The sequence below is a fragment of the Hyphomicrobium sp. genome, from assembly GCF_051860585.1.
GTDB lineage: Bacteria > Pseudomonadota > Alphaproteobacteria > Rhizobiales > Hyphomicrobiaceae > Hyphomicrobium_C.
Genome location: NZ_JBHYDS010000003.1, coordinates 354,872 through 378,056 on the forward strand (window position 1 = coordinate 354,872; position 23,185 = coordinate 378,056).

A 23,185-nucleotide genomic window follows, 5' to 3' on the forward strand; every position below is an offset into this window, starting at 1 on the left:
GATCAGATAGCTCCGAGCAGGGCGCTGTACATGCTATCGATGACGCTGATCAGCTTGGACGATGTCTGGAAGGAACGCTCGATCTCCAGCATGAGCGAAAGTTCCTCATCGAGATTGACGCCCGTCGTGCGGGAGAAGGCCTCGAATGAGCGGTTGTAGAGCGTCGACTGGTACTGATAGCTGTCGTCGGCGACCTTGCGCCCTTCCTGCAGCCAGCCGACCGAAATCGATGCGAAATTGGAAAGCGTACCGCTCGCCGACAGCTTCGCGGCCGGATCGTACGCGTAGGCGGTGTTCATCTTCGTCAGCAGTTCGTCGATACGGTCGGAGTAGCTGGCCGCACCTGTGGTGTTGTAGAGGTAGTCGGTATTCAGCGGATCCGAGATCGCACCGTCTCTCAGCCGGGTCGCGAGGCCGCCGGCATCCGGATCGACATTGGCGTTCACGCGCAGTCTGCTCGCCAAACCGCTGATCAACACGCCGTCGGGCGGAACGTCCGTCGCGCCTGAATAGGTAAACAGGCCGGGCACATCCGGGCCGCCGCCGACCTGATCCGACTCCGCGAACGCCGTCACCAGCACGCGGGCCATCTCGTCGAGCTGCGCTTCGTACGACAGCGAAATGTCGTCGCGCGCTTGCACGAGGCCAACGATCCGCCCGGACTGCAGCGGCATGGTGGCGTTGGCGCCGGTCACCGGCACGCCGTCGATGAACACGGAGTTGCCTGGCGTACCGGGCGTCAGATTCGGGGTCCGCTGGAAAGTCACGGTTCGCGGCGACCGGTCGAACAGCGTCACACCGCTATCGGTGTAGATCGCCATGTCGTTGTCGGCCCGGGACAGGGTGCGAATGCCAATCTCGTTCGAGAGTTTCGCCAGCAGCTCGTCGCGCTGGTCCATGTAGTCCGTGACGTCGGCACCCGTGACCGTCCCCTTGACGATCTGGGAGTTGACGCCCTGGAATTGCTGGACCAGCGAATTGATCCGGTCCACCGACGACTGGACGCCGAGATCGGCGTCGTTGCGAACCTGCTGGACGGTTGCGGCAGCGTTATTGAGGCTGCTTGCGAGATCGCGCGCCGATCGCACGGCGGCTTCGGCCGCAAGTTGGCTGTGAGGCTGTGCGGCATAGCTCTGCAGCGCGTTCGCAAGCGAATTGACAAGGGCCGCCGGTGACGAGTCGAGCTCGACGTCGTTGATCGTCGCGTTGAGGAGATCGAGGGAATCGAGCAAAGCCGAATTCATGGCCGACGACGATCCGGACGCCAGCACTTTCCGGAAGAGCACGAGATCTTCGGCCCGCGTCACGCCGGACGTTCTGACGCCGGAGCCCGGCGTCGTCACCACTTCCACCGACTTGCGCGTATAGAAAGCGCGGTCCGCGTTCGCGATGTTGCGCGAAACCACGGATGTCCGTTCGCCAGCCACGTTGAGGGACGAGTTTGCGCTGGACAAACTTGCGGAAAGGGTCATCGCGCATCCACTCCCCTACTTCACCTCACGCGGATTACCGCTTGAGATTGACGAGGACCTCCATCAGCTCACCACCGGTCTGAAAGACCTTGGAGTTCGCCGTGAAGGCAAACTGAGATTCGATCATGGTGGTCAGCTCCGTCGCGGTATCGACCGTCGATTTCTCGAGCGCCGAAGAGCGGATCGAGCCGAACAGGGACGTCCCCGGGAAGCCCAGCTGCAACGCGCCCGATGTGGCGCTGATCGAATAGGCATTGCCGGCTTCTGGCTTCAAATTGTCGGGGCTGGCGACGGTCGCAAGCGGTATTCGATAAATGCCGACGCGCGCGCCGTTGCCGTACACGGCGTACAGCGTACCGTCGCTCGCAAACTCGACGTTCTCGACCGAACTCGGCTTGTTGCCGTTGACGTCGGACGAGAGAATCTGGAATTCGTCCGCCAATTCGCTCGACTGCGAAACGTCCAGGACCAACGGACTGGCGCCGTTCGGAACGGTGATTTCGAGAGTCTGCGGGCTCGACGGATCGAGCTGGCCCGTCAGCGGATCGAATATCAGCACTTCGTTGTTGGCGTTGATGGGGCCGTTTGCGTAGGGGAACGGAGCACCCGCAGAGGCCGCGTCCGCCGCGTCGTAGACCGCGATCTCCCACTCGTTGGCCGCAGTCTTGGTATAATAGATGTCGAGCGTCTTTTCGCGGCCGACGTTGTCCACCACCGTCATCGAGGTTTTTGACGTATAGACGGCCGTTGCGGCGTTGCCGGACGGCGTGTCGGTCTGGATAGCCGCGTCTTCCTGCAGGTTGACGAAGAATTTGCCGGTCGTGGAAGGCGTTGCTTCAAGCGCCATCGCACCGATATTCACGTTCTGCAAACCGGTGGTGCCGTTGGCAGAAACGGCAGCGGTTCCGCCGTTCAGCGGGTAGCCCTGCAGAGTGTAGCCGGCCGCGTTGACGAGATCGCCGTTCGCAATCTTCACGAACGAACCGGCGCGCGTCAGGTACGTCGTTCCGCTCGGATCGCCGACCAGAAAGAACCCGTCGCCACTGACAGCGAGATCGGTTGCCGATGTCGTGTAGTCGAAACCGCCCTGCTGGGTGATGCCATAGCGGATCTGCGTGTCGACGCTGCCGGGCACATATGTGCCGCTGCCCGACTCGAGCACGACCGTCGAAAATTCCGTGAATGCGCGCTTGTACCCGTGAGTGCTCGCGTTGGCGATGTTGTCGGACACTGTGCCGAGGCGGCTCGACTGAGCAGCCATACCGGACGCACTCGTCCGCATCATGCCGGAAATGCTCATATCACAGGGTCCTTTGCGAATAGCTCCACCTTGTCAAATAGAGCATTCGCATCTTGTGCGAGGCTGGATGAAACACCAGCTTCCCCACGTCTTTCGCCCCCTGCCTCGGTCACGAGCCGGTATCCGAGGTAGCGCTTTGAATCGATTGGGTCGTAACCGAGCCGGTGACGCAGGCGCTTGCGCAGCTTGCTGATGTGGCTCTCGACGACGTTCTCGTCGATGTCCTCGCTGAAGAGGCCATAGACCGAATTGAAAATCTGCGTCTTGTTGATCCGGCAACCGCGGTTCGCGACCAGATATTCGAGAATGCGACGCTCACGCCGCGGAAGTTGCAGCACCTCTCCGGCCACTTCGGGATCGCGTCCGTCGAAGAAAACGCGCATTTCGCCGACATCGGTGCAGTCCGGCGCTCCCACCGCCCGGCGGCGGATCGCCTTGACGCGCGCGATGATCTCGCGGACGTGAATTGGCTTCCTGACCACATCGTCGACGCCGACCGCGAAGAGATCGAGGGTCTCCTCGAGCGACCGGTTCTCGTTCATGACGATGACAGCGGTGGTCGACGACCTGCGCCGGATGATCCGGGCCAATGCGCAGCGATTTTCGCAATCGCCCAGCAGAAAGGCCTCGACGGACTTCATGTCCGACTCGGAGACCGAGCTGACCCAGCCTTCAAATTCCGCGGGCGCGAGCCCGCAGGCAGAAATTCCCTCGCGCGTGAACCAAGAGGCGTAACCCTCGGTCACAGTAGCCCGCTCGTCCACGACCACGATCATGTGACGTTCCCCCCATCGGCACCCCCGAATCACTAACGCCACCCCACATCCCTGGGGATGCAGTGAACCGGCTTTGCGATCAACGATTTGTTGAGGATTTCTCTGATTCGATTCTAAATCGCTCTTGTAGTGTTGCGCAAAAAAATCACCGAGGTGAGTCCCAAGAGCACCTAACGATTCGCATGCGGACGACAATCGGCGCGCTTCAGCCTCACGCAAGGGGCGGAGCTTCTAATGCGAAGTGCGTTCGGACGCGCCCTTGCGCGAGCGATGCATAGGCTTGTCGATTTCAAACTCGGAAGGGCGATGCAAAAGGCATTCGGCAGCGTGTCGTCCATCGCCAGATTGAGGCGGCTTGCCATCGCGATGACGCTCGCGAGCGCGGTGATCTTTGCGCCCCGCCCGGCGACAAGCGAAGAGTTCGCCATCGCGCTCGTCGCGCCCGGCATGAACCAGACCGAGCTGCAGTCGGTCCTCGGGCCGCCGAGCTACATCCAGGTGAAGGGCTTGCGCACGGCCTGGCAATATTGCCCGCGCCGCTTCTTCATTCGTTTCCTCGACCCGTACGTCCGCGACGTTGTACGCGAAAAGGCCCCTCTGTTCGTCACCGTCTGGTTTGACAACGGCCGCGTCGTGCACATGCGAGCCTATCCCGGTGAGAGGATGGGCGAGTGCGAGGACTTCCTGGCGGCGTTCCGCTGGGAGGACGACATCGGCGGCGGGCTGGTCGAGTTCGAAGGCGGCCGCCGCATTAAATAGAGCAAGCCCTAGACCGACGAAGCGGATACCGGTTCGTCGTCAGAAAATGCGGCAAAACAGAAGAGAGCGTTCGATCCGATTTCATCAGATCGAAAAACGCTCTAGCGCGATCTATCACGCGCCGGCTTGCGGTCTTTCGCCGGCCCCTCCGTCTCATGCACGGTTCTCGCCTGCTTGAGCAGCGCCCTGTCGATGGCGGCATTGATGTCTGCCATCGCCGCGACGGCTTCATCGCGCAGCGGTGCCTCCACGCGATCGGGATGGTTGGCCGCCGCAAAACGGCGGCGCATCTTCCTGAGCTCGGCGGATGTGTGCTCCTTGGCCTCGAGAGCCAGCTTCATGGTGCGGGCCGCCTCGCCGGGAGCCACGACAGGCTCACCCGGCAGCTCGGCATCCGCCTCATCCTCGCCTTCGGCTTCGTAGGCGCGCGCGAGTGAAGCCTGCGCCACATACCCGGACGCGATGGATATGTCCCCGAGGCTGCCCACCATGGGACCTGACACGCGCTTCTCGTCGTCATCGGACAGGATCGGATTGCCGTCGGCATCGAGCGACGCCTCGTCGAGCGCATCCTCGAACGCGTGCTTGTATCTGCCGCGCCGGACCTTCGACGGCCAAACCAACGATCGTCCTCCTCGTCACGGCGCAATGGCCGGAGAAGCAGGGAGTATCGATGCCACGCCTTGTTCGGGCCTTGCGCCCATGTTGCAGGCACGACAAGCTGCAGGGCAGCAGCGGAGTCAGGAAGAGGTCGTAACCCCTGCGGGCCGCTCGTCATCCTGCGCGAGCAGGCGCACCGCGACCACGGTGGCGTTGTCCTGATGCGGATCCTTGAGCGCTTCGACGGCCCGGATCAGCGCATTGGCCACCGCCCCGGCGCCGTCGTCCGCATAGGCGGCGATGATGCGCTCGATCTCGGCCGGCTCCAGTGTCTGCAGGCCATCGCTCGCAAGAATAATGTAATCCCCGAGCTCGACCTTGAGCGGCCGGCGCGACAGGTCGATGAGATCGATGTCTTCGCCGGTCACCGCCGAGCGCAGCATATGACGCCGCGGATCGCGCCGCGCGTCTTCCTCGGTCATGGCGCCGGATGCCGCCAGCCGGTCGAGTTCGGGCGCGAGCGAATGATCTTCGTTGAGAAGCGCGATTTCGCCGCGCCGGTAGAGCAGCAGGGGACTGTCGCCCACGCTCACCCATTCGATGCCTTCGGCGCCGAACGTCACGCCGACCAGGGTGGACCCCATGCCCGCGAGCATCGGATTGGCGACGACAGTCTCTGCGATCGCATGGTTCGCGGCCGTCAGCGCATCGAACAAACGGTCCCGGTTCGGGCCATCCTTCCCGGCATAGGCCTTGAGGAAGCTCTCGCACGCCATGCGGCTCGCAAGCGCGCCGCCCGCATGTCCGCCCATCCCGTCGGCCAGCACCGCCACCGCGGGCGCGCCGTTGACAACCAACTCCTGCGGACCGGCCGAACCGATGTCCCGCCCCGTCCAGACCAGCGCCGTATCCTCCTGGTAGCTTCGTGCTCCCCTGGTGGCGCGACTCGCGTGCTCAATTGCCAACATTCGTCCTTGAACCATGATCGCCCGGGAGACAGTCACCCGGGCGTGAGCAACCGGAGCATTTTCCGACGAAGTGGATACCGGTTCGTCGTAAGAAAATGCGACAAATCAGAAATTCTAGAGCGTTCGATCCGATTTCATCGGATCGGAAACGCTCTGGCGAAATATTTCAAGCTTGCGTCGTCATACGATCGAAAGCGGCGGCGCGTCAGGCCTGTTCCTGCAACGCCGACCAGTCGAATTCCTGCCCGCAGAACGGCACGAACACGAGCTGCGTACGGCCCATCGTGATCACGTCCATCTGCGACAGCTCGACGGCTCCCGTCGGCCGCTTGTCGTTGACGGAAACGACGTTCGTCTTAGCAAGGTTCGGCACGAACAGGAACGACCGATCCGCCGAGTCGTAGCGGATGTAGGCCTGCTCGTCGGAGGAGATGGCGTCGTCGCCGAAATCGATGGCGATGCGGTTATTGGCCGACCGGCCCATCGAGTTATTGCCTTCGAAGATCGGCCGGAACTGGCCGATGCCCGCGCCGCCGACAACCACCAGCCAGCCGACGACCGGATCCTGGTCGAAAGCCCCGCGCGTCACCTGCATCTTTCCGCGCACCAGCGTCGTCCGCGACGTGGGCTCGGGCTGCTTGGCCGCCCGCACCACACGCGTGGTTGGAGGTGAATCGGCCTCGACATGCCGGTTCTCGGCCGTCACCCGGGGCGTACGCGCCTCGCGCGCGGCGTCCGCGGCGCTGAGCGAACCGCCGTCACCCGGCGATGGCGCCGGAAGCTGGGCCGCCGCCTCAGGTCCGGCCACCGCGATCACGTCGCCCGGCGCGGCCGGGGCCTGCGCGCGTTGTGCGTCCTGCCGGCCCGTATCCTCGCGGCTGGCTGCAACCAACGCGTCCTTCAGCGATCCAAGAAACCGTCCCGACCGTTGGCCCTGGGGCCCAGCGCTGCCTGACATCGACCTGCTCTCCTTACCTCAAACTGTTGTCACTGGCCGGCTTGCGGGCGCATGACCCGCACGGCAACCCATGTCGTCCTGCCGGAGACCCGCTCCGGCTCGTGGTCAAGTTCAGCCCTTCGCGGACCCGGTGTTGAATTTGAGCCGTGCGTTGCCGAGCTGGATCGTATCGCCGTTCGAAAGCCGCGCTTCCGAAACGGCCCGCCCATTGACGACGACGCCGTTGCCACCCGCGCTCGACAAGTCTGTGATGACGAATTCCGCATCCTCTGTCCGGTGAACGGCCGCGTGATAGCGGTGCACGGTCACGTCCTCGAGGCAGATGTCGTTGTCGGTTTCACGTCCGATCCGCAGCAACGTGCGCGCCAGACTATAGCGGCTGGCCGTCGCGGAAGGGGCCACCTCGTGCGCGTTCTCGAGTTGGATCCAGGCTTCTTGCGGCCGCAGGGGAATATGTCCGGTCCTGACGCCTTCGCGCGGGAGGATCTCGGTTTCGCGTGAGATCCGCCGCACTTCCGTGCGCGCTTCCGCAATCGTCACCGACTGCGCTTCGCGACGCCGCGCAAGCAACCCCGCGAACGCCAGCGGCGGCACGGCCACCAAGGCGACAAGCCCCAGCACCAGCGCCGGCGCGCGATTGTAGCTCGACGAAATCCAGTCCGTGAAAGCGGTCCATGACGTCCCGAGCGACTCGGCCGACGCGGCCCCGTCGCCGGCCACGCCATCGGGGCTCGCGCCCGCGGCGGCGGCAAGCCCGCACGCAATGAGTCCGCCCGCGGCTGTCAGCGCGAAGCGTTTCCAGACCGGAAGGGGGAGGGCAGAAGAAAAAGAGGCGCGTTGCATGGGATATGCTCAGGCTCGAATCGGCCATAGTTTTCGTTGCGCTCTGCGGCAGCAACATGGCCGCCCGCGGCGCGCAGCCGGCTTTTTGAGACATCTTTGAACTGAAAGCGCACGCCTCCGCCACATTCCTGCTTCACAAGAAGCGCCGGAGGTGATTTGCACCCTGAAAAACGGCGGCACGTAACACGACGGCACGTGATGGTCCGAGGTCTGCGAGCCAACCCCTGAGCCCGAGAGCTTATGACGAATTTGATCGCGTTAAAAAACGGCACGGAACTCGTCGGTGATTACCGCATCGAGAAGGTGCTTGGCGCGGGCGGCTTCGGCATTACGTACCTGGCGGACGAACTTGCCCTCGATCGCAACGTCACGATCAAGGAATACTTTCCGTCCGACTTCGCCGCGCGCACCTCGACATCCGACGCCGCGCCGCGCTCGCAGGATTGCGACGGTGACTATCGCTGGGGCCTGGACCGCTTCATCGAGGAAGCCCAGACGCTCGCCAAGTTTTCCCACCCGAACATCGTGCGCGTCTACCGCTACTTCCGCGCCAACAATACGGCTTACATGGTGCTCCATTTCGAGGAGGGCCAGAGCCTCAAGTCGTGGCTGAAGGGCCTGGGCCGCGCACCGCGCCAGAAAGAGCTCGACGCCATCGTCGCGCCGCTGCTCGACGCGCTCGAGCTGATCCACAAGCAGGACTTCCTGCATCGCGACATCGCCCCGGACAACATCATCATCCGTAAGGACGGCACGCCGGTCCTCATCGACTTCGGCTCCGCGCGCGGCGAGATCGCCGCCCATTCGAAAACCGTCTCGGCGCTCGTCAAGCCCGGCTATTCGCCCTACGAGCAGTATGCGGAAACGAGCCGCCAGCAGGGCGCTTGGACCGACATCTACGCCCTTGGCGCCACGCTCTATCATGCCATCACCGGCAAGCGCCCCTCCGACAGCCCCTCGCGCATGGTGAAGGACGAACTGGTGGCCGCGCGCGAAACCGCGCTATCGGCTTACCGCCAAGGCTTCCTCAAGGCCATCGATCACGCGCTCTCGCTCAAGGTGGAGCAGCGTCCGCAGTCCATCGCTCAGTGGCGTGGCGAGTTGCTGGCGCCGGACCCGGCCAAGCCGAGCTGGTTCGCGAACAAAGCCGCCGCGAACGACCCCGTAGCGGCCCCGGAAGCAAAGCCCGCGAAGAAAGCAGCGGCGAAGGCTGCACCTGCCGCCGTCACGCCGCCACCGCCCGACGCGCCAGGCCCCAAAGGCGGCATGCTCGATTTTCTCGACGGCCTGAAAAAGAAGCCGTCCGCGCCCCCGGCCGCAGCAGCAGCCGGTGCAGCCGCCGTGGCAGGCGCCGCCAAGGCCGCCGCCGCCGCGCCTGCGCTTCCCGCCGAAACGAAAAAGCTCACCAAGGCCCCCGAGCCGATCAAGCTGCCCCGTCTTCTGCGCAAGCCGCCGCCGCCGGCCGCGCCGGCGGGCACGGATCTGATCGTCGTCAAAGAGCCGAAAAAGGCCGACAGCAAGGACAAGCGCAAGGCCGCGAGCAAGCCGCGTCCCATGCCGCGTCGCGCCATTGGCTGGCGGCCGATCCTGTTCAAGCTTCTGGTCGGCGTCGGCGTCGCCAGCGGCGCCGTGGCCATGCAGGAACGCCTGCCGCAGTTCGAAAGCCGCGGCAGCGGCGAGACGTCGGCCGGCATTCGCACCGCGTCCCTGCAGGAAGCTCCCGTCATCCGCCCTGTCACGGAATTGACCGGCCACGTCGGCCCCGTGAAGGCGCTCGGCTATTCGAGCGACGGCGCCTCCATCGCGACCACCGGCGCGGACGCACGCCTCAAGATCTGGAACGCCGCCACGGGCTCGCTGACGCGCACCATCGAACTCGACAACGGCGCTGCCACCGCGCTCGCGCTGTTCGGCACGCACGCGCTCACCGGTCATGCCGGCGGCGAGATCGTCCTCTGGGACTGGCAGCGCGCCGAGAAGATCGCCACCTTCAAGCGCAACGATGCCGAGATCTGGTCTGTCACCTTTACCGGCCGCGCCGACCGCTTCGCCGCCTCGAGCCACGACTGGAAAGTGACCCTATGGGACACCGCCACGCCGTCCGGCCCGGTTCAGGTGCTCGATGCCCATACGAACGCCGCGCAGGCCGTCGCCTACAGCACCTCGGAAGACGGTCCGCGCTTGGCCTCGGGCGGTGCCGACAAAACGATCAAGCTCTGGAATCTCGATACGCTCGATCGCATCCGCACCTACACCGGGCATAAGGACTTCGTGACCGCCCTGACGTTCGCGCCCGATGGCAAGACGCTCGCATCCGCGAGCCTCGACGGCACGATCCGCTTGTGGTCGACGCGTTCCACCCGCTCGCAGCGCCGGCTCTACGGCCATCGCGGGCGCGTCGGCGGGCTGTCGTTCTCGCCGGACGGCAAGAACCTCGCCTCCATCGCCGCCGACGGCCAGTTGCGCATCTGGGATGTCGCCCGCGGCCGCACGCTGCGGACGATCACGGGCCACGCGGGCGCTGTGAATGCCGTGAGCTATTCGCCGGACGGGACGCGCATCGCCTCAGCCGGAGACGACGGCGTCGTGCGCGTCTGGGCGAACCCTGTGCTTCCGCCGGCGATCAACTGAAATTGCAAACAACCGGCCGCAAAAAAGGCTGACGGAAACCGTCAGCCTTTTGATTTCGTCAACGCGTCTTGGAGTCCCTCAGCCCTTCTTGGAGGCCGCCTCAAAGTCGGCGATATGCCCCTTGAGGTCGGCATAGGCCGCGCAGGTCGCACCGCACCGGCGTTCGATCTCCGCAAGCTCGTCGTGGGCCTTGGCCGGCTCGCCGAGGCTCAGGAACGCTTCACCGAGATAGGCGCGCGCCACCACGTAGTTCGGATTGAGGTCGAGCGCTTGCCGGTAGATCGGCAGCGCGTGCTGGACATCGCCCATCTTGCGCGTCGCGTAGCCGATGTAGGTCAGCACCCGCTCGTCTTTCTTCTGCGCCAGCTTCAAATAGCTGATGGCCTGCGCGTACTGGCCGCTCTTCGCGAGCCAGTATCCGGCATAAAAGAGTTCGTCGTCGCTCATCGCCGTATTGGCCCGGCCGACGCACGCGGTCCAAGCGGACGTCCCCTTCGCCAAGCCGTCGCAAGCAGCGCTGTTCGGCCCGACATCCTTGGAGAAGGCCACGCCGTCCGCGCGCAGCGGCGCCGACGCCATTACGGTGCCGATGAGAACCGCCAGAAACGGTGCAGTCCTAGACGCAAGTGTCGTCATCAAAAGTCCCCCTTTGGAAACGCCAGTTCAACGTTCCCGTCGATCGTTCATAGTTCGGCTTGGACGACTCAGCCGTTTTCCGGGTGAGCTGCCTTGAAGGCGGATATTTCCGTCTTGAGATTGGAGAACGACACGCAGCCCGTGCCGCAGCGCCGTGCAATCTCCCCCAGTTGCTCGTTTGCATGGGCCAGGTCGCCCTTGGCAAGAAACGCCTCGCCCATGTACTCGCGAACCTGAACATAGTCAGGTTCGATCTGGAGTGCACGTGCGTAGTAGGGTAGCGCCCCATCCACGTTGCCGAGCTTGCGCGTCGTATAGCCCATAGCATTGAGGAAACGGGGATTTTCCTGATCTACGACCGTACCCAGCAAGGCCAGCGCCTCGGCGTGCTTGCCGGTATGGGACAGCCAGTAGGCACCATTGATAACAGCGTCGTCGGACGACCTGTGCGGCTTGCAGGCGGGCTTCTTCTTGTTGCCCGGCTTCGAGCAGTCGATCTTGGGAGAAGCCGGCAAATCATCGGCAAGCACAGGCGCTGCGCCGAACAGAAAAGCGGCCGCAAAAATTGCGGTGAAAGGACGAGCGAAAACTGAATCGACGGGTGCCATGTCAGGACTCCTAAGGCAGTGTGGAACACCTGTGGACAATCTAATCCTGGGGGCGCCCCAAGTCCACGGGCGGCGCTGCCCGAGGAGAATGCGCATTTTGTCCATATCGCCAAAGGCCCGCCATCATTGGACGCCAAGGCTCGCGCAGGGTAGGGCCTGCAAGGGGCTATGACAGCAACACGCGCGGAGCAGAACACGTGGTCTGGTGGCGAAAGAAGAACGAAGGCTTCGAATGGCGCGATTATGTGCGCACGACGATCCTCGTTCGCCGCGAGCATCGCCGCCAGCGCCTGAAAGACGTCCAGCACGCAGCCGCCGCCAACGTCAAGAAAGCCGGCAAACGCAGCGTCGAGGCCGGTGTGTCCGGTGCGCGCAACGCCGGGAGCGCCGTTTGGGATCGTACCCGTGCGGCTGCCGGAACGCTGGCGGCCTGGGGCGGCCAGGCCGGCCGTCGCGCCGCCTCCGGAACGGCGAGCGCCGCACGTTGGATGTCGGCGTCGGCGGGCGCCCTCGGCCAGCGAGTGGGAAGCTTGGGCGAACGCGTCGGAAAGCCGCTCGCTCCCGTCCTCGATCCGCTTCTGTCTTTCCTCCGCCAGCCCGGCGCCAGACTGGCGCTCGCCGCCGTCACCATCCTCACCGGCCTCGGCGCGGCCTATCGCACCTGGGGCTTCGGCTTCGACACGGACGCGCGCCTCGCAGCGTTCGTCGCGGTCGTATCTGCCTCGCTACTCGCGCTCGCGTTCTTCACGGATCCACGCCGCGCGCCCATGATGCGCGACCGCGACAGCCTGCTGACGCGCCTCGGCGCGAAGGGCCGCAACGTCATCGCGAGCCGGCAGCCGTTTTCGAGCCCGAAGGCCCGCGTTGCAGCCGTTTCTTTAGCGGCCGTGTGCGCCGTCGCGGGGCTCTGGTACGTACTCCCTGAGTCCGCGTCCCCTCGGACCACCCCACCGGACACCACCGGCGCTCTGCCTGAAGCCGATCCCTCGAAACTCGAAGGCCGGGCCGTTGCCGTCACCGGCGACAAGTTGCGCATCGCAGGCAATCTCCTCGCCCTGGACGGCATCGAAGCGCCCGAACCCAGCCAGCCATGCACGCGCAAAAACGGGACATGGCGCTGCGGCGCCGCCGCCAAGGATGCTCTCGCCGCATTGGTTCGCAACCGCCGTGTCTCGTGCGACGTGCTGGACGACTCCGCGATTGGCAAGCGCGCGCGCTGCTTCGTCGGCGGCAACGACGTGGCGGAAGATCTCATCAAGAAAGGCAGCGTCTTTTCGAACGGCGGATTTCTGAGTCGCTATTCGGGCCTGGAAGGCGAAGCACAAGATCAGAAGGTCGGCCTCTGGTCGGGTGAAGCGGACCGGCCCCAGGACTACCGCGACAAGCGATGGGAAGAAGCCAAGAAATCCGCGCCCGACGGCTGCCCCATCAAGGGCCGCATTCGCTCCGGCTCACGGACTTACGTCTTGCCTTGGGCATCGGGCTACGACGGCATCAAACTCCGGACGTCGCGCGGCGAACGGTGGTTCTGCAGCGAAAGCGAGGCCGAGACCGCCGGCTGGAGCCGCGATTCCGCATCTTGAGACCACGGGCCTCAACGGCTCTCTGAAACCGGCATCGAAGGAGCCTGAAAATGAGAAGCCCGCGACCGGGGGGAGGTCGCGGGCTGAAGAACTGTGACGCCCCTAGGGGGGATAGGTGGGACGGCGTCACGTTCGCAGTTTTCATTTCACTCCAACGGACGGGCATTTGCAAGCGGTGCATTGGCGCTTTACGAGATGTGCTTAAGATTTATGCTAACAAATATGAAGAACTGTAGGATCGAACCATAAGAAGTCGTTCAATAATGTCGCGACTTTAGTCGAAGCCCACAACCTCAGGATGCTTTGATCATCTTGCCCGGGTTGAAAATGCCTAACGGATCCAAGGCCTTCTTGATCGCGGCCATCACCGCCACGGCGCCCGCACCGAATTCCCGCTCCAGGTAGATCATCTTGCCCTGCCCGACCCCATGCTCCCCTGTCGACGTGCCGCCCATGGCGAGCGCGCGGTCGACAAGACGGTCGAACGCCGCCCGCGCCCGCGCCATCGCCGCGGGATCGGAAGCGTCCATCACCGGGATGACATGGAAATTCCCGTCCCCCGCATGCCCGACCACCGGCGCGATCAGCCCCGACGCGTCGAAATCCGCCACCGTTTCGGTCACGCACTCGGCGAGTCGCGAAATCGGCACGCACACATCGCTCGCGCTCAGCGTCTTGCCCGGCCACATCGCTTGCACGGCCCAATAGGCATCATGCCGCGCACGCCAGAGCCTCGCCCGATCCGTCTCGTCCTTCGCCCAATCGAACCGCAACGCGCCATGTCGATGCGCGATCTCGCGAAACATCGCGAGCTGCTCGTCAGCGGCGGCCTCACCACCGGAAATTTCGACGAAAAGATGCGGCGCCTCGTCCATCGCGAGCTTCGAATAGGCGTTGATCGCGCGCATCTGAAGCGCATCCAGAAGCTCCACGCGCGCCAGCGCCAGTCCGCATTCGTTGGCTTCGATGACGGCTTCGCACGCCCCCGCCAGCGACGCGAACGGGCAGGCCGCTGCGATGATGCGCGCCGGGATGGGATGCAGTTTCAGCGTCAGTTCCGTGATCAGCCCCAGCGTCCCTTCCGAGCCGACCAACAGTCGCGTCAGGTCGAGCCCAGCCGCTGACTTCCGCGCCCGGCCGCCCGTCGACACGATGTCTCCGTTGGCCATGACAGCCTTCAGCGACACGACGTTGTCGCGCATCGTGCCATACCGCATGGCGTTCGTGCCGGAGGCCCGCGTCGCCGCCATGCCGCCGAGCGTGGCGCCGGCCGCGCCGGGATCGACCGAGAAGAACAGGCCGAGATCGCGGATATGCGCATTCAGCATCGGCCGCGTCACGCCGGGCTCGACCGTGCAGTCGAGATCGCGCGGCTCGACGGCCAGGATGCGGGTCATGCGCGAAAAATCGACCGAGATGCCGCCGAGCGGCGCGTTCACCTGCCCCTCGAGCGACGTGCCCGCTCCGAACGGAATGAGCGGCACGCGATGTTGCCGCGCCACCCCGACGATCCCCACGACATCCTCGGTCGTGAGTGGCCACACCACCGCATCCGGCACCTCGGCCGCGCGCCAGCTCACCGTATTCGCATGCTGCGCCCGCACGGCCTCGCCGGTCGCAACGCGATCCCCCAAAAGAGCGCTCAAATCCAGAATGGCGTCCGATAGGGATCGGGATGCGGGCATTGGCGTCTCGTGGCGACGGGTTCGGAGGACGACGGGTTTAAAAGACGACGGGTCCAGCGGACAATGTGGCGGGCCGCAGGCGCCGCGCAAGCCGTTTCGGTTCGCAACCGGTTCAGGCGCAGGCCGTTTCAGTTTGCTGCCCGTTTCAGTTTGAACCGCACCTGAGATATGATTTCGGGTCGGAAAACTTGGTTTCACACGCGGGAGCATCGGATGTTGCGCAGGTTCGGGCTGGCGGGTGTCGCTCTCATGGTGGCCAGTCTCATGGTGGGCGCGATATCGGTTGCGAGCGCGGAAGGTAAGCTGGTCGTCATCGGCAAGGGCGATATCGATCTCGCAGGCAGCGGCCATTCGATCGACGTCAGCCAGGCGAAAGGCGCGTTTCGCGGCATCCGCCTGCGCGCGAGGTCCGGCCCCATCGCCATCGAACGCGTGCAGGTCGTCTACGCCAGCGGGGCAATCCACAAGGAGCGCACGCCCATCACGCTCAAGACGGGCGAGCAGACGGCCCCCGTCAACGAGACGCCGGCAGACAGCTTCATCGACAGCATCGCCATCATAGCGAAGCCGGGGCGCGGCCGCGTGGCGGTAGACGTCCTCGGCATCCAAACGGAGGACGGCGCCCAGCGCAAACGCGGCGCGCCCATTTCGACTGCCCGCGATGAGAGCACGGCGGGTCCTAGCGCCGCGGAACCCGCCCCGTCTCCGGCAGTCGAGACGGTCAGTCCGCAGCCGCAAAAATCTGACGACGCAAAATCTGCCGACGTAAACACCCGCGCGCGCGATCCCAACGACATCATGTTCGGCTACCAGAGCGTCGGCTTCGGCATCGATCGCGACGTCATCAAAATTGGCCGGGATGTCGGGAAGTTCAATCGCATCCGCCTCAGGGTTCTCGGCAGCGAGGTTCACATCAACGATTTGAAGGTGTCATTCGAGGATGGAAGCGAGCAGCACTTCACCATCGACACGGACATCAAGGAAAACACGCATTCGCATTGGCTGCCGATCGACGGCAGCCGCTTCATCCGCGAGATCGAGCTGACCTATCGCGCGCATCCCGGCATGCACACGAAGGCGCGCGTCGAGGTGACCGGCGAATACGCCAAGGACTGGCTCGGCCTCCATGGCGAAGGCCGCACGTATCATCAGGGCTGGGTGCTGCTCGGCGCACAAACGGCAGGCTTCACGGGCTTCGATCGCGACGTCATCACGGTTGGCGAAAACGAGGGCGGCTTCGCGCGACTGCGCATCGAAGCGCTCGACCGCGCCATCACGCTGAAGGAGATCCGCGTCAAATACGCAAGCGGCCCTGACGAGGTGTTCACGATGCGCGAGCGCGTCGACCCCGGCAAAGCCTATGGTCCGATCGAATTCAAGGCCGGAAGCCTGCCGATCAAATCCATCGAGGCGCTCTATCGCTCGCGATTCGATCTCGGCAAAGGCCTGAAAAACGCGCTCGACGGCCGCCCCGCCGTGGTCCAGATCTGGGGACAACACTGACGTGCGCGCAACCGTCTTCTCTTGCGGAGTAGTCCTCGCAGCGGCCCTTGTGCTCGTTGGGCCCGGCACCGCCGGCTCGTCCGTGCTCGAAATCCTGGGACAGGCCCGCGTCAACAATCGCACCGACCTCGTGACCTTCAAGATCGCGCCGTCGCAGGCGCATGCCTCCGCCCTTCGCATCCGTTCGGGAAGCTTGGCCGTCACGCTCGCCGCTGTTGAAATCGAATTCACGGACGGCACGCACCACCGTCTCATGACGCAGGAGACACTGCCGCCGGGGCACCAGAGCGCGGCCATCGCGTTTCGCCCCGGCCGCGCCATGGCCCGCGTCCTAGTGAGCAAAAAACCCGGACTGCGAGACGGCGAAACGATGCTCCAGCTCCTAGGGACTGTGGAAAAACCCAGCGCTCGCTAAAGCCCGCTCCAGGGCCCGCCGCCCCGCTCCCCTTCCGATGGCGGCGTCGGGCGGATACTGTGGCAAACAGCAAGCGAGTCGCGAAACTGCGCGACGGCTCCCCTCAACCCTCAGGTTCTCCTCCGCGATGGCCATTCGCCAGCTCAGCGCCGAAACGATCAACCGCATCGCCGCCGGCGAGGTGGTCGAACGGCCCGCGAGCGTCGTCAAGGAACTGATCGAGAACGCGCTCGATGCCGGCGCACGCGAGATCGAGATCGTGACTGCGGCCGGCGGCCTCTCTCTCATCCGCGTCACCGACGACGGCATGGGCATGCACGCCGGCGACCTCGCGCTGTGCGTCGATCGCCACGCCACGTCGAAGCTCGAAGGCGACGACCTGCTGGCCATCCGCACCCTGGGTTTTCGCGGCGAGGCCTTGCCGTCCATCGGCGCCATCGCGCATCTTTCGATCGCCTCCCGTCCGCGCGGCGCGCGCGACGCCCTGGAGATCATCGTCGATCGCGGCACAAAGAACCCGATCAAACCGGCCGCCCTTAATCCCGGAACGCGCATCGAAGTCCGCGAACTGTTTTCGGCAACCCCGGCCCGGCTCAAGTTCCTGAAGTCCGAGCGTTCGGAAAACCTCGCCGTCTCCGAAACCGTCAAGCGGCTCGCGATGGCGCATCCCGGCGTCGGCTTCTCGCTCACGATGGGAGAACGGGTCGGCCTGCGCCTGCCGCAAACGGCCGACACGGCGGACGGCATGCTGCAGCGGCTCGGCCGCATCATGGGCGCCGAGTTCCTACGCGACGCCGTACCGGTCTCGGGCGAGCGCGACGGAATCGCCGTGCGCGGGTTCGCGGGCCTGCCCACATTGCATCGCCCCGACGCCGCCCAGCAGTTCCTGTTCGTCAACGGCAGGCCCATCCGCGACAAGCTCGTGATCGGCGCCGTTCGCGCCGCTTACGGCGATCTGGTGCCACGGGGACGCCATCCCCTGCTCGCGCTGTTCGTCGAGGTCGATCCATCCGAAGTGGACGTCAATGTCCACCCGGCAAAGGTCGAAGTCCGCTTCCAGAACAGCGCCACCGTGCGCAGCCTGCTCATCGGCGCACTCCGGCAGGCCATCGAAGCCGCCGGTTTCCGCGCCAGCGCGCAGGGCGGCGCCCGCACGCTGGAAACGTTGGCCCGCACCGCTAATTTTGAGCCGCCGGCTTTCCATCAGCCGTCCCGCTCAGGGCCGTCGGCGCCGGCCGGTTTCGCGGAGCAGCGCCAAGCTCCGTTCGAAGGCCTGGACACGCCGACCGCCAACACCGGCGCCCACGACGAGGCCGTCCCGCCGGAGCCGTCACCACATCACCCCCTCGGCGCAGCCCGCGCGCAGCTCCACGAAACCTACATCGTGGCGCAGACCGAGACGTCCGTCGTGATCGTCGACCAGCATGCCGCCCACGAGCGGCTCGTCTACGAACGCCTGAAGCGCATGCTGGCGAATGGCGGCATCGCGCGCCAGGGCTTGCTGATCCCGGCCGTGATCGAGGTCGGCGAGGACGAAGCGCTGGCGCTTGAGGAACGGGCCGGCGAACTGGCCGAGCTTGGAGTTGTAGTGGATCGTTTCGGTCCGGGCGCCGTGGTCGTGCGTGAGGTCCCGGCGTTGCTCGGCACCACCGACATCGATGGCCTCGTTAAGGACCTGGCCGCCGACCTGATCGCGGACGGCACGGCCGCGCCCTTGCGTGACCGCCTGGAGGCGGTTGCCTCGCGCATGGCCTGCCACGGTAGCGTTCGCGCCGGGCGGCGCCTGACGGCAGCGGAGATGAACGCGCTGCTGCGGGAAATGGAAGCGACGCCCTTTTCCGGCCAATGCAATCACGGCCGGCCGACCTACGTCGAGCTCAAGCTGGGCGACATCGAGCGCCTGTTCGGCCGCAAGTAGCCGGCAAAAATCAAGTCCCGATTACGTCCGATACACAGGTTCGATGAGGATGCGTGGACGGCCCACATCTCATTCCTGTGTGTTGCAGCCAAGCCCCTGCTGACCAAGGGCTTGGCTGCTATAAGCGCACATCGCGCGACTCGCCCGAAGGCGCGAGTCCGTCGGGCGTCGGCAATAAAATTTACGCTTTGGATTTAGGAGAATAACTCGATGGTCCTCAAGTCTCCGGGCATTCTGACCTATATGCTTTCGGTCATCCTCACCGTGCTGGCGCTGGTCAGCGTCATGTTCAGTGCGTCAATTCCGTACATTTCAGGTCAAGAATTTTGGGTTATCCTTGTCGCGCAGCTCGTGCTGATCTTCGGATGCGTCATGCGGGGCCTTTAACGAAGTCCCGAACGCAGGCCTAAGGTGGCGGGATTGCGTCGCTTTTGTGCAGATATCCCGTCCTCTGTGCGCTTCTGACGCGCGGCGTTCGGTGCGCTGGATTAGATGACCTGATATGCGCAAGTTTACCGTCATGACGATACGCAAAATGCAGCATGCCCAATTCGCCGAACGCGCCCGCAGGTCTGCCCGCGAGATCGGACTTGCCGTCGCCCTGACGCTGGCGGGCGTGACGTTTCTAGTCGCTGCGATCCATCGCAGCAGCTCGGAGACTGCGTCAATCCCGGCGCCCCAGGCCGGCATCCAAAACCAAGCCAACTGAGCGCTGACGCGCTGACCCGGCCGCATGGGCGCAAGCCCTGGACGGGTGGCGTAAGCCCGGGACCATCGCAGGACCTGAGAGATCGGCGCCGCCGGTAGGCCGGAAGCGCGTCACGCCGAGCAGACGAGCTCAACGCGAGCCAAGCGCTTCGGCCTTCACCAATCCACGTACCGAATTTCCGACGAACACCGCGTCGGCGTCCGCCAAATCGGCAAGCGTCAGCACGGCCTCGTGCGCCTTGCCCTGGGCGATAAGCTCAGCCCGGAACACGCCCGGTAGCAATCCGGACGACAGCGGCGGCGTCAAAAGCCGTCCGCCCTTTTCGATGAACACATTCGTACGGCTGCCTTCCGCGACCTCTCCCCGCTCGTTGAGATAGAGAACCTCGTCAGCGCCCCGCGTGTCGGCATAGTGCTGCCACTCGCGGTCGTACAGCTCTCGCCGGGTCGTCTTGTGGAAAAGAAACGCGTTCGTGCTGTCGAGGCGCGTGTCCGAGATGGCATAGCGCATAATGGCGGCCGGACTTTGCGGCGCCTGCTCGGAAACGGTGATGCTGATCTTGCCGTCCTCGGCCAGGAGCAAACGCACCCGCAGGCGCTCGCCCTGCCGGCCAGCCACCGCGTTGGCGAGCGCCGCCCGCACCGCACCGTCATCGAACGCATAGCCGAAGTAGGCCGCGGATGCGCCGAGCCGCTTGAGATGCCCTTCGAGCAGCCAGTAGCCGGCGCCTGCCTCATGCAGGAGTGTTTCGATCAGCTCGAAGCTCTTCGGCGGATCGGTCAGGAACTTCATCTTGAGCAGGCACTCGGCGTACTCCTTGGCCCCGACCGAGTCGTACACCACGCCCGAGCCGATCCCGATCTCGCCCCGTCCGTCGCGAAAGACCACCGGCGTGCGGATCGCCACATTGAAGAGAGCCTCGCCCTTGGGCGTGATGTGCCCGATGGCCCCGCAGTAGACCCCGCGCGGCTCCGTTTCGTATTGGCGGATCAGCTCCATCGCCCGGATCTTCGGCGCGCCGATGATGGACCCGGGCGGGAAAATGGCGCGGATCAGCGCGGCGAGCCCTACCCCGTCCTTCAGGGTGGCGGTCACGCCGGACGTGAGCTGATGCAGCGTCCGGAACGTCTCCACGGTAAACAAGTCCGTGACGGTGACACTGCCGACTTCCGCGATGCGTCCGAGATCGTTGCGCATCAGATCCACGATCATGAGGTTCTCGGCGCGCTGCTTGATGTCGCTCGAAAGAACCCGGCGCTGGTCGGCGTCCGCCTCCGGCGTGCCTGCACGCGGCGCAGTGCCCTTCATGGGCCGCGTCGAGACGACGGACCCGTGCTTTTCGATGAACAGCTCCGGGCTGGCCGACAGCACCGTCACCTCACCCGTATCGACGATCCCTGCGTAGGCGACGCGCTGGCGCTGGCGCAAGTCGCGATAGAACGTCAGCGGCGACCCTTCGAGGCGGAAGCGCGCCTTGAACGTCAGGTTCAGCTGATAGATGTCGCCGGCGCGGATCTTGTCCTGCACGGCCGAGAACCGTTGCTCGTAATCGGCCTGGTCCCAGGCCCGCGTCACGGACGTGAATTGATACGATCCGCTGCGCGTATGCGTGGCCAGCCAGTGATCGACTTCGGCTTCCCGCATTTCGCGGGGGCTCTTGTAGAGCCCGAACCACAACAGCGGAACGTTCCGCCCTTCGGGCATCAGCTCCATGAGCTTGGGTTCGAGCACATAACCGAGTTCGTAGGCAAAGAAGCCCGCCGCATGCAGCCCAGCGTCCGCGGCAGCCTCGAGCCGCGCCAAGGCCTGCGGCACTTCGTCGGGCGTCCAGGCCGAAACGATTTCGGTCGGATGCGTGAATAGGAGGGAGGGCGCCCCTCGACCGGAGCTGTTGTCCAGGAGGACGAAGGTCTCTTCGAGTGTCGCACCGGCTGTCTTTTCACCGGTGCTGTCGGCCCGTTGGCGATCGGCAGGTACCATTGCGTGCGAAGTCTCGTTTCGAATCCACATGGGCCAGGAGCCCCATATAAGGCTCCAAACCCGAGCTTACACCAAAGTAAAGAGCCGGTGGCGCGTCCCGGCTTGAATGGCCGCCAAAGAAGAGGATGAACTAGCGCGGGCTTAGGACTTCACAAACCTGAAAATCATGCTATAGACCTCGCCAAGCCGCCCGCCGAGGGCGGCATCGAACGGGCCTGATCCTCGATGGAGGACATGCGGCCCTCAAGATCAAGCCGCTGGCGGATCGTTCGAGACGTGACAAGGACTTCCCCTGGGAAGGACATGTCGCGCCAGTATGTGTCGGTATCGCGGGGTGGAGCAGCCCGGTAGCTCGTCAGGCTCATAACCTGAAGGTCATAGGTTCAAATCCTATCCCCGCAACCAACACTTTCATCGCATTTCGCTGGCGATGCATTGGCCGCCTGATCGGCCCCTCGGTTTTACCCTCGTACCGCAAATTCGCCCCCCGGGCTGCTATCGGTCGATCGCGCGCGGCCGTTGATCACGCGGCTAGAGCGTTGCGACGCTCCGGCGCCGTTGTTGCGTAGCGATGATCAGTATCCCTGGGAGCCGGCGCGTTTCTCAGCATCCACCCTCATTTTTTCAAAAAATCATGGAACCCAGCTCGCGCTTCGGTGTTGACCGAAGTTAGCCAAGCGTGATTGCCCGGCAGCGGGCGATTGCTCATTCGAACGGTCTGCGAGTTGAGCGACCGCTTCTGAAGTGAGGGGGACGCTCATGCCAATCGCCGGGTCTGCCTCACTCTGTTTGCAGAGCGCTGCCCCGTACGCCGTTCACCCCTGCTCAAGTCTACGCGCACGCGACGCAATTGTTCCGGCGGAAGCGATCCACTGCAATGCCGGATAGTCCGATACCACTCGATCTGCAGAACTTCGTTGTCCGGCACATCGACTCGATCGCACAAATTGAGGCTTTGCTTCTCTTGCGCCGTCACGCGCCCGAAGATTGGGACGTAACGTCCACTGCGCGGCGCCTCTACATTTCCGAGCAGGAAACAAGCGAGATCCTCGAAAACTTGTGCGAGGACGGACTTCTACAATGCGGAGCAGGCGTCTATCATTTTGCCTGCCGCACACCCGAGGTCGAGCGCTTGGTGGGTCGCCTCGCTGAGGCTTACGCAGAAAACTTGGTCGCAGTTACGAACATTATCCATGGCAAACCGCGCAGAATTCGCGAGTTCGCCAACGCATTCAAATTGAGAAAGGACCGGGGATGATCGTTGCCACGATTTACACCCTGTGCGCCTTGACGGCCCTTCTGTGTACGGTCCTGCTGCTCCAGGCCTATCGCACCGGCGGCTACAGGCTGCTGCTTTGGAGCGGACTTTGCTTCGCCGGACTGACGCTGAACAACGCGCTTCTTGTGCTCGATAAGGTCGTATTTCCCGACGTCGACTTTTCCTATTGGCGCACGGGCACCGCTCTCGTCGCGATGATGATCCTGCTCTACGGCTTGGTATGGGACACGGAATGAGCGATCCGGTCGATTCAGTCCTGCTCGGCGCAGTCGCGATGGCCTCTTTCCTGGCCGCGCTCTTTTTTCTGCGGTTTTGGCGGCAAACACGCGACGTGTTTTTCCTCTTCTTCGCCATCGCCTTCGGCGTCGATTCCATCGGCCGCTTTGCGCTCGGATTGACGCAGGCCTGGAAGGAACAAGAGCCGTTCTACTACCTGATGCGACTGCTCACGTTCTGCCTCATCATTTGCGCAATCATTCTCAAAAACAGGCCGGATCAGCGGAAATGACGCAGGGCGACCGGGCCAATCGGCCCAGCGCGCAAAAACTCGAAACTGAACGAA

The 23,185-nt window shown here is 64.2% G+C and carries 21 protein-coding genes, 1 tRNA gene and 1 pseudogene; 12 read left to right on the forward strand and 11 right to left on the reverse strand.

All coding sequences use genetic code 11. From position 1 onward, the window contains the following. Positions 1 to 2: 2 nt before the first annotated feature. The 3 genes and pseudogenes from flgK to ACTIFK_RS07140 all read right to left on the reverse strand — a co-directional run. Positions 3 to 1,472, reverse strand: a complete 1,470-nt coding sequence (gene flgK / locus ACTIFK_RS07130) for a flagellar hook-associated protein FlgK (protein ID WP_439542361.1) — start codon at positions 1,470 to 1,472, stop codon at positions 3 to 5. Between the two features lie 34 nt (positions 1,473 to 1,506). Then, a complete protein-coding gene (locus ACTIFK_RS07135) occupies positions 1,507 to 2,772 on the reverse strand; it encodes a flagellar hook protein FlgE (protein WP_439542362.1) in 1,266 nt (421 codons plus the stop codon). A 119-nt stretch (positions 2,773 to 2,891) separates the two neighbouring features. Further along, positions 2,892 to 3,548, reverse strand: a pseudogene (locus ACTIFK_RS07140) (response regulator transcription factor); the annotation flags it as partial. Positions 3,549 to 3,854: 306 nt separating this feature from the next. Between ACTIFK_RS07140 and ACTIFK_RS07145 the strand changes: the two are divergent. Then, complete coding sequence (locus ACTIFK_RS07145) at positions 3,855 to 4,307, forward strand: hypothetical protein (protein WP_439542363.1); 453 nt, start codon at positions 3,855 to 3,857, stop codon at positions 4,305 to 4,307. Between the two features lie 101 nt (positions 4,308 to 4,408). Here the strand turns inward: ACTIFK_RS07145 and ACTIFK_RS07150 are convergent, their stop codons facing one another. The 4 genes from ACTIFK_RS07150 to ACTIFK_RS07165 form a co-directional block, all read right to left on the reverse strand. Next, positions 4,409 to 4,930, reverse strand: a complete 522-nt coding sequence (locus tag ACTIFK_RS07150; RefSeq protein ID WP_439542364.1) for a hypothetical protein — start codon at positions 4,928 to 4,930, stop codon at positions 4,409 to 4,411. A gap of 117 nt (positions 4,931 to 5,047) precedes the next feature. Next, positions 5,048 to 5,875 carry a PP2C family protein-serine/threonine phosphatase gene (locus tag ACTIFK_RS07155; RefSeq protein WP_439542365.1) on the reverse strand — a complete coding sequence of 276 codons (828 nt, stop codon included), beginning with the start codon at positions 5,873 to 5,875 and terminating at the stop codon, positions 5,048 to 5,050. A gap of 205 nt (positions 5,876 to 6,080) precedes the next feature. Continuing rightward, positions 6,081 to 6,833: an FHA domain-containing protein gene (locus tag ACTIFK_RS07160; protein WP_439542366.1), complete on the reverse strand. Its 753-nt coding sequence runs from the start codon at positions 6,831 to 6,833 to the stop codon at positions 6,081 to 6,083. 111 nt (positions 6,834 to 6,944) lie between these two features. Continuing rightward, on the reverse strand, positions 6,945 to 7,676 hold the full coding sequence (locus ACTIFK_RS07165; RefSeq protein ID WP_439542367.1) for an FHA domain-containing protein: 732 nt from the start codon (positions 7,674 to 7,676) through the stop codon (positions 6,945 to 6,947). A 240-nt stretch (positions 7,677 to 7,916) separates the two neighbouring features. Here ACTIFK_RS07165 and ACTIFK_RS07170 point away from each other — a divergent pair, with 240 nt between their 5' ends. Beyond that, positions 7,917 to 10,307: a WD40 repeat domain-containing serine/threonine protein kinase gene (locus ACTIFK_RS07170; protein WP_439542368.1), complete on the forward strand. Its 2,391-nt coding sequence runs from the start codon at positions 7,917 to 7,919 to the stop codon at positions 10,305 to 10,307. Between the two features lie 78 nt (positions 10,308 to 10,385). On the opposite strand, the gene ACTIFK_RS07175 is transcribed toward ACTIFK_RS07170, so the two are convergent. Both ACTIFK_RS07175 and ACTIFK_RS07180 read right to left on the reverse strand, forming a co-directional pair. Further along, positions 10,386 to 10,943, reverse strand: a complete 558-nt coding sequence (locus ACTIFK_RS07175) for a tetratricopeptide repeat protein (protein ID WP_439542369.1) — start codon at positions 10,941 to 10,943, stop codon at positions 10,386 to 10,388. Between the two features lie 68 nt (positions 10,944 to 11,011). Next, positions 11,012 to 11,551, reverse strand: coding sequence for a tetratricopeptide repeat protein (locus ACTIFK_RS07180; RefSeq protein ID WP_439542370.1), 540 nt, complete (start codon positions 11,549 to 11,551; stop codon positions 11,012 to 11,014). A 197-nt stretch (positions 11,552 to 11,748) separates the two neighbouring features. On the opposite strand from ACTIFK_RS07180, the gene ACTIFK_RS07185 reads away from it, so the two are divergent. Next, the gene (locus tag ACTIFK_RS07185) at positions 11,749 to 13,134 is read left to right on the forward strand and encodes a thermonuclease family protein (RefSeq protein WP_439542371.1); all 1,386 of its coding nucleotides are present in this window, start codon (positions 11,749 to 11,751) and stop codon (positions 13,132 to 13,134) included. Between the two features lie 293 nt (positions 13,135 to 13,427). Here ACTIFK_RS07185 and ACTIFK_RS07190 read toward each other — a convergent pair whose 3' ends face one another. Beyond that, the gene (locus ACTIFK_RS07190; RefSeq protein ID WP_439542372.1) at positions 13,428 to 14,819 is read right to left on the reverse strand and encodes an FAD-binding oxidoreductase; all 1,392 of its coding nucleotides are present in this window, start codon (positions 14,817 to 14,819) and stop codon (positions 13,428 to 13,430) included. A 213-nt stretch (positions 14,820 to 15,032) separates the two neighbouring features. Between ACTIFK_RS07190 and ACTIFK_RS07195 the strand changes: the two genes are divergently transcribed. From ACTIFK_RS07195 to ACTIFK_RS07215, 5 genes are all read left to right on the forward strand, one after another. Then, the gene (locus ACTIFK_RS07195; protein ID WP_439542373.1) at positions 15,033 to 16,322 is read left to right on the forward strand and encodes a DUF2541 domain-containing protein; all 1,290 of its coding nucleotides are present in this window, start codon (positions 15,033 to 15,035) and stop codon (positions 16,320 to 16,322) included. A gap of 1 nt (position 16,323) precedes the next feature. Continuing rightward, positions 16,324 to 16,737, forward strand: coding sequence for a hypothetical protein (locus ACTIFK_RS07200; RefSeq protein WP_439542374.1), 414 nt, complete (start codon positions 16,324 to 16,326; stop codon positions 16,735 to 16,737). 127 nt (positions 16,738 to 16,864) lie between these two features. Then, a complete protein-coding gene (mutL, locus tag ACTIFK_RS07205; protein WP_439542375.1) occupies positions 16,865 to 18,655 on the forward strand; it encodes a DNA mismatch repair endonuclease MutL in 1,791 nt (596 codons plus the stop codon). 210 nt (positions 18,656 to 18,865) lie between these two features. Next, positions 18,866 to 19,042: a hypothetical protein gene (locus ACTIFK_RS07210; RefSeq protein ID WP_291154334.1), complete on the forward strand. Its 177-nt coding sequence runs from the start codon at positions 18,866 to 18,868 to the stop codon at positions 19,040 to 19,042. Between the two features lie 148 nt (positions 19,043 to 19,190). Continuing rightward, a complete protein-coding gene (locus ACTIFK_RS07215) occupies positions 19,191 to 19,364 on the forward strand; it encodes a hypothetical protein (protein WP_439542376.1) in 174 nt (57 codons plus the stop codon). A gap of 129 nt (positions 19,365 to 19,493) precedes the next feature. Here the strand turns inward: ACTIFK_RS07215 and pabB are convergent, their stop codons facing one another. Next, positions 19,494 to 21,344: an aminodeoxychorismate synthase component I gene (gene pabB, locus ACTIFK_RS07220; protein WP_439542377.1), complete on the reverse strand. Its 1,851-nt coding sequence runs from the start codon at positions 21,342 to 21,344 to the stop codon at positions 19,494 to 19,496. Positions 21,345 to 21,672: 328 nt separating this feature from the next. Here pabB and ACTIFK_RS07225 point away from each other — a divergent pair. The 4 genes from ACTIFK_RS07225 (at position 21,673) to ACTIFK_RS07240 (ending at position 23,131) form a co-directional block, all read left to right on the forward strand. Beyond that, a tRNA-Met gene (locus ACTIFK_RS07225) sits at positions 21,673 to 21,749 on the forward strand. A 472-nt stretch (positions 21,750 to 22,221) separates the two neighbouring features. After that, complete coding sequence (locus tag ACTIFK_RS07230; protein WP_439542378.1) at positions 22,222 to 22,602, forward strand: hypothetical protein; 381 nt, start codon at positions 22,222 to 22,224, stop codon at positions 22,600 to 22,602. Continuing rightward, positions 22,599 to 22,859 carry a DUF5985 family protein gene (locus tag ACTIFK_RS07235; RefSeq protein WP_439542379.1) on the forward strand — a complete coding sequence of 87 codons (261 nt, stop codon included), beginning with the start codon at positions 22,599 to 22,601 and terminating at the stop codon, positions 22,857 to 22,859. The genes ACTIFK_RS07230 and ACTIFK_RS07235 overlap by 4 nt, the downstream gene beginning before the upstream one ends. Beyond that, positions 22,856 to 23,131, forward strand: a complete 276-nt coding sequence (locus tag ACTIFK_RS07240; RefSeq protein ID WP_439542380.1) for a DUF5985 family protein — start codon at positions 22,856 to 22,858, stop codon at positions 23,129 to 23,131. The genes ACTIFK_RS07235 and ACTIFK_RS07240 overlap by 4 nt, the downstream gene beginning before the upstream one ends. Positions 23,132 to 23,185 lie beyond the last annotated feature (54 nt).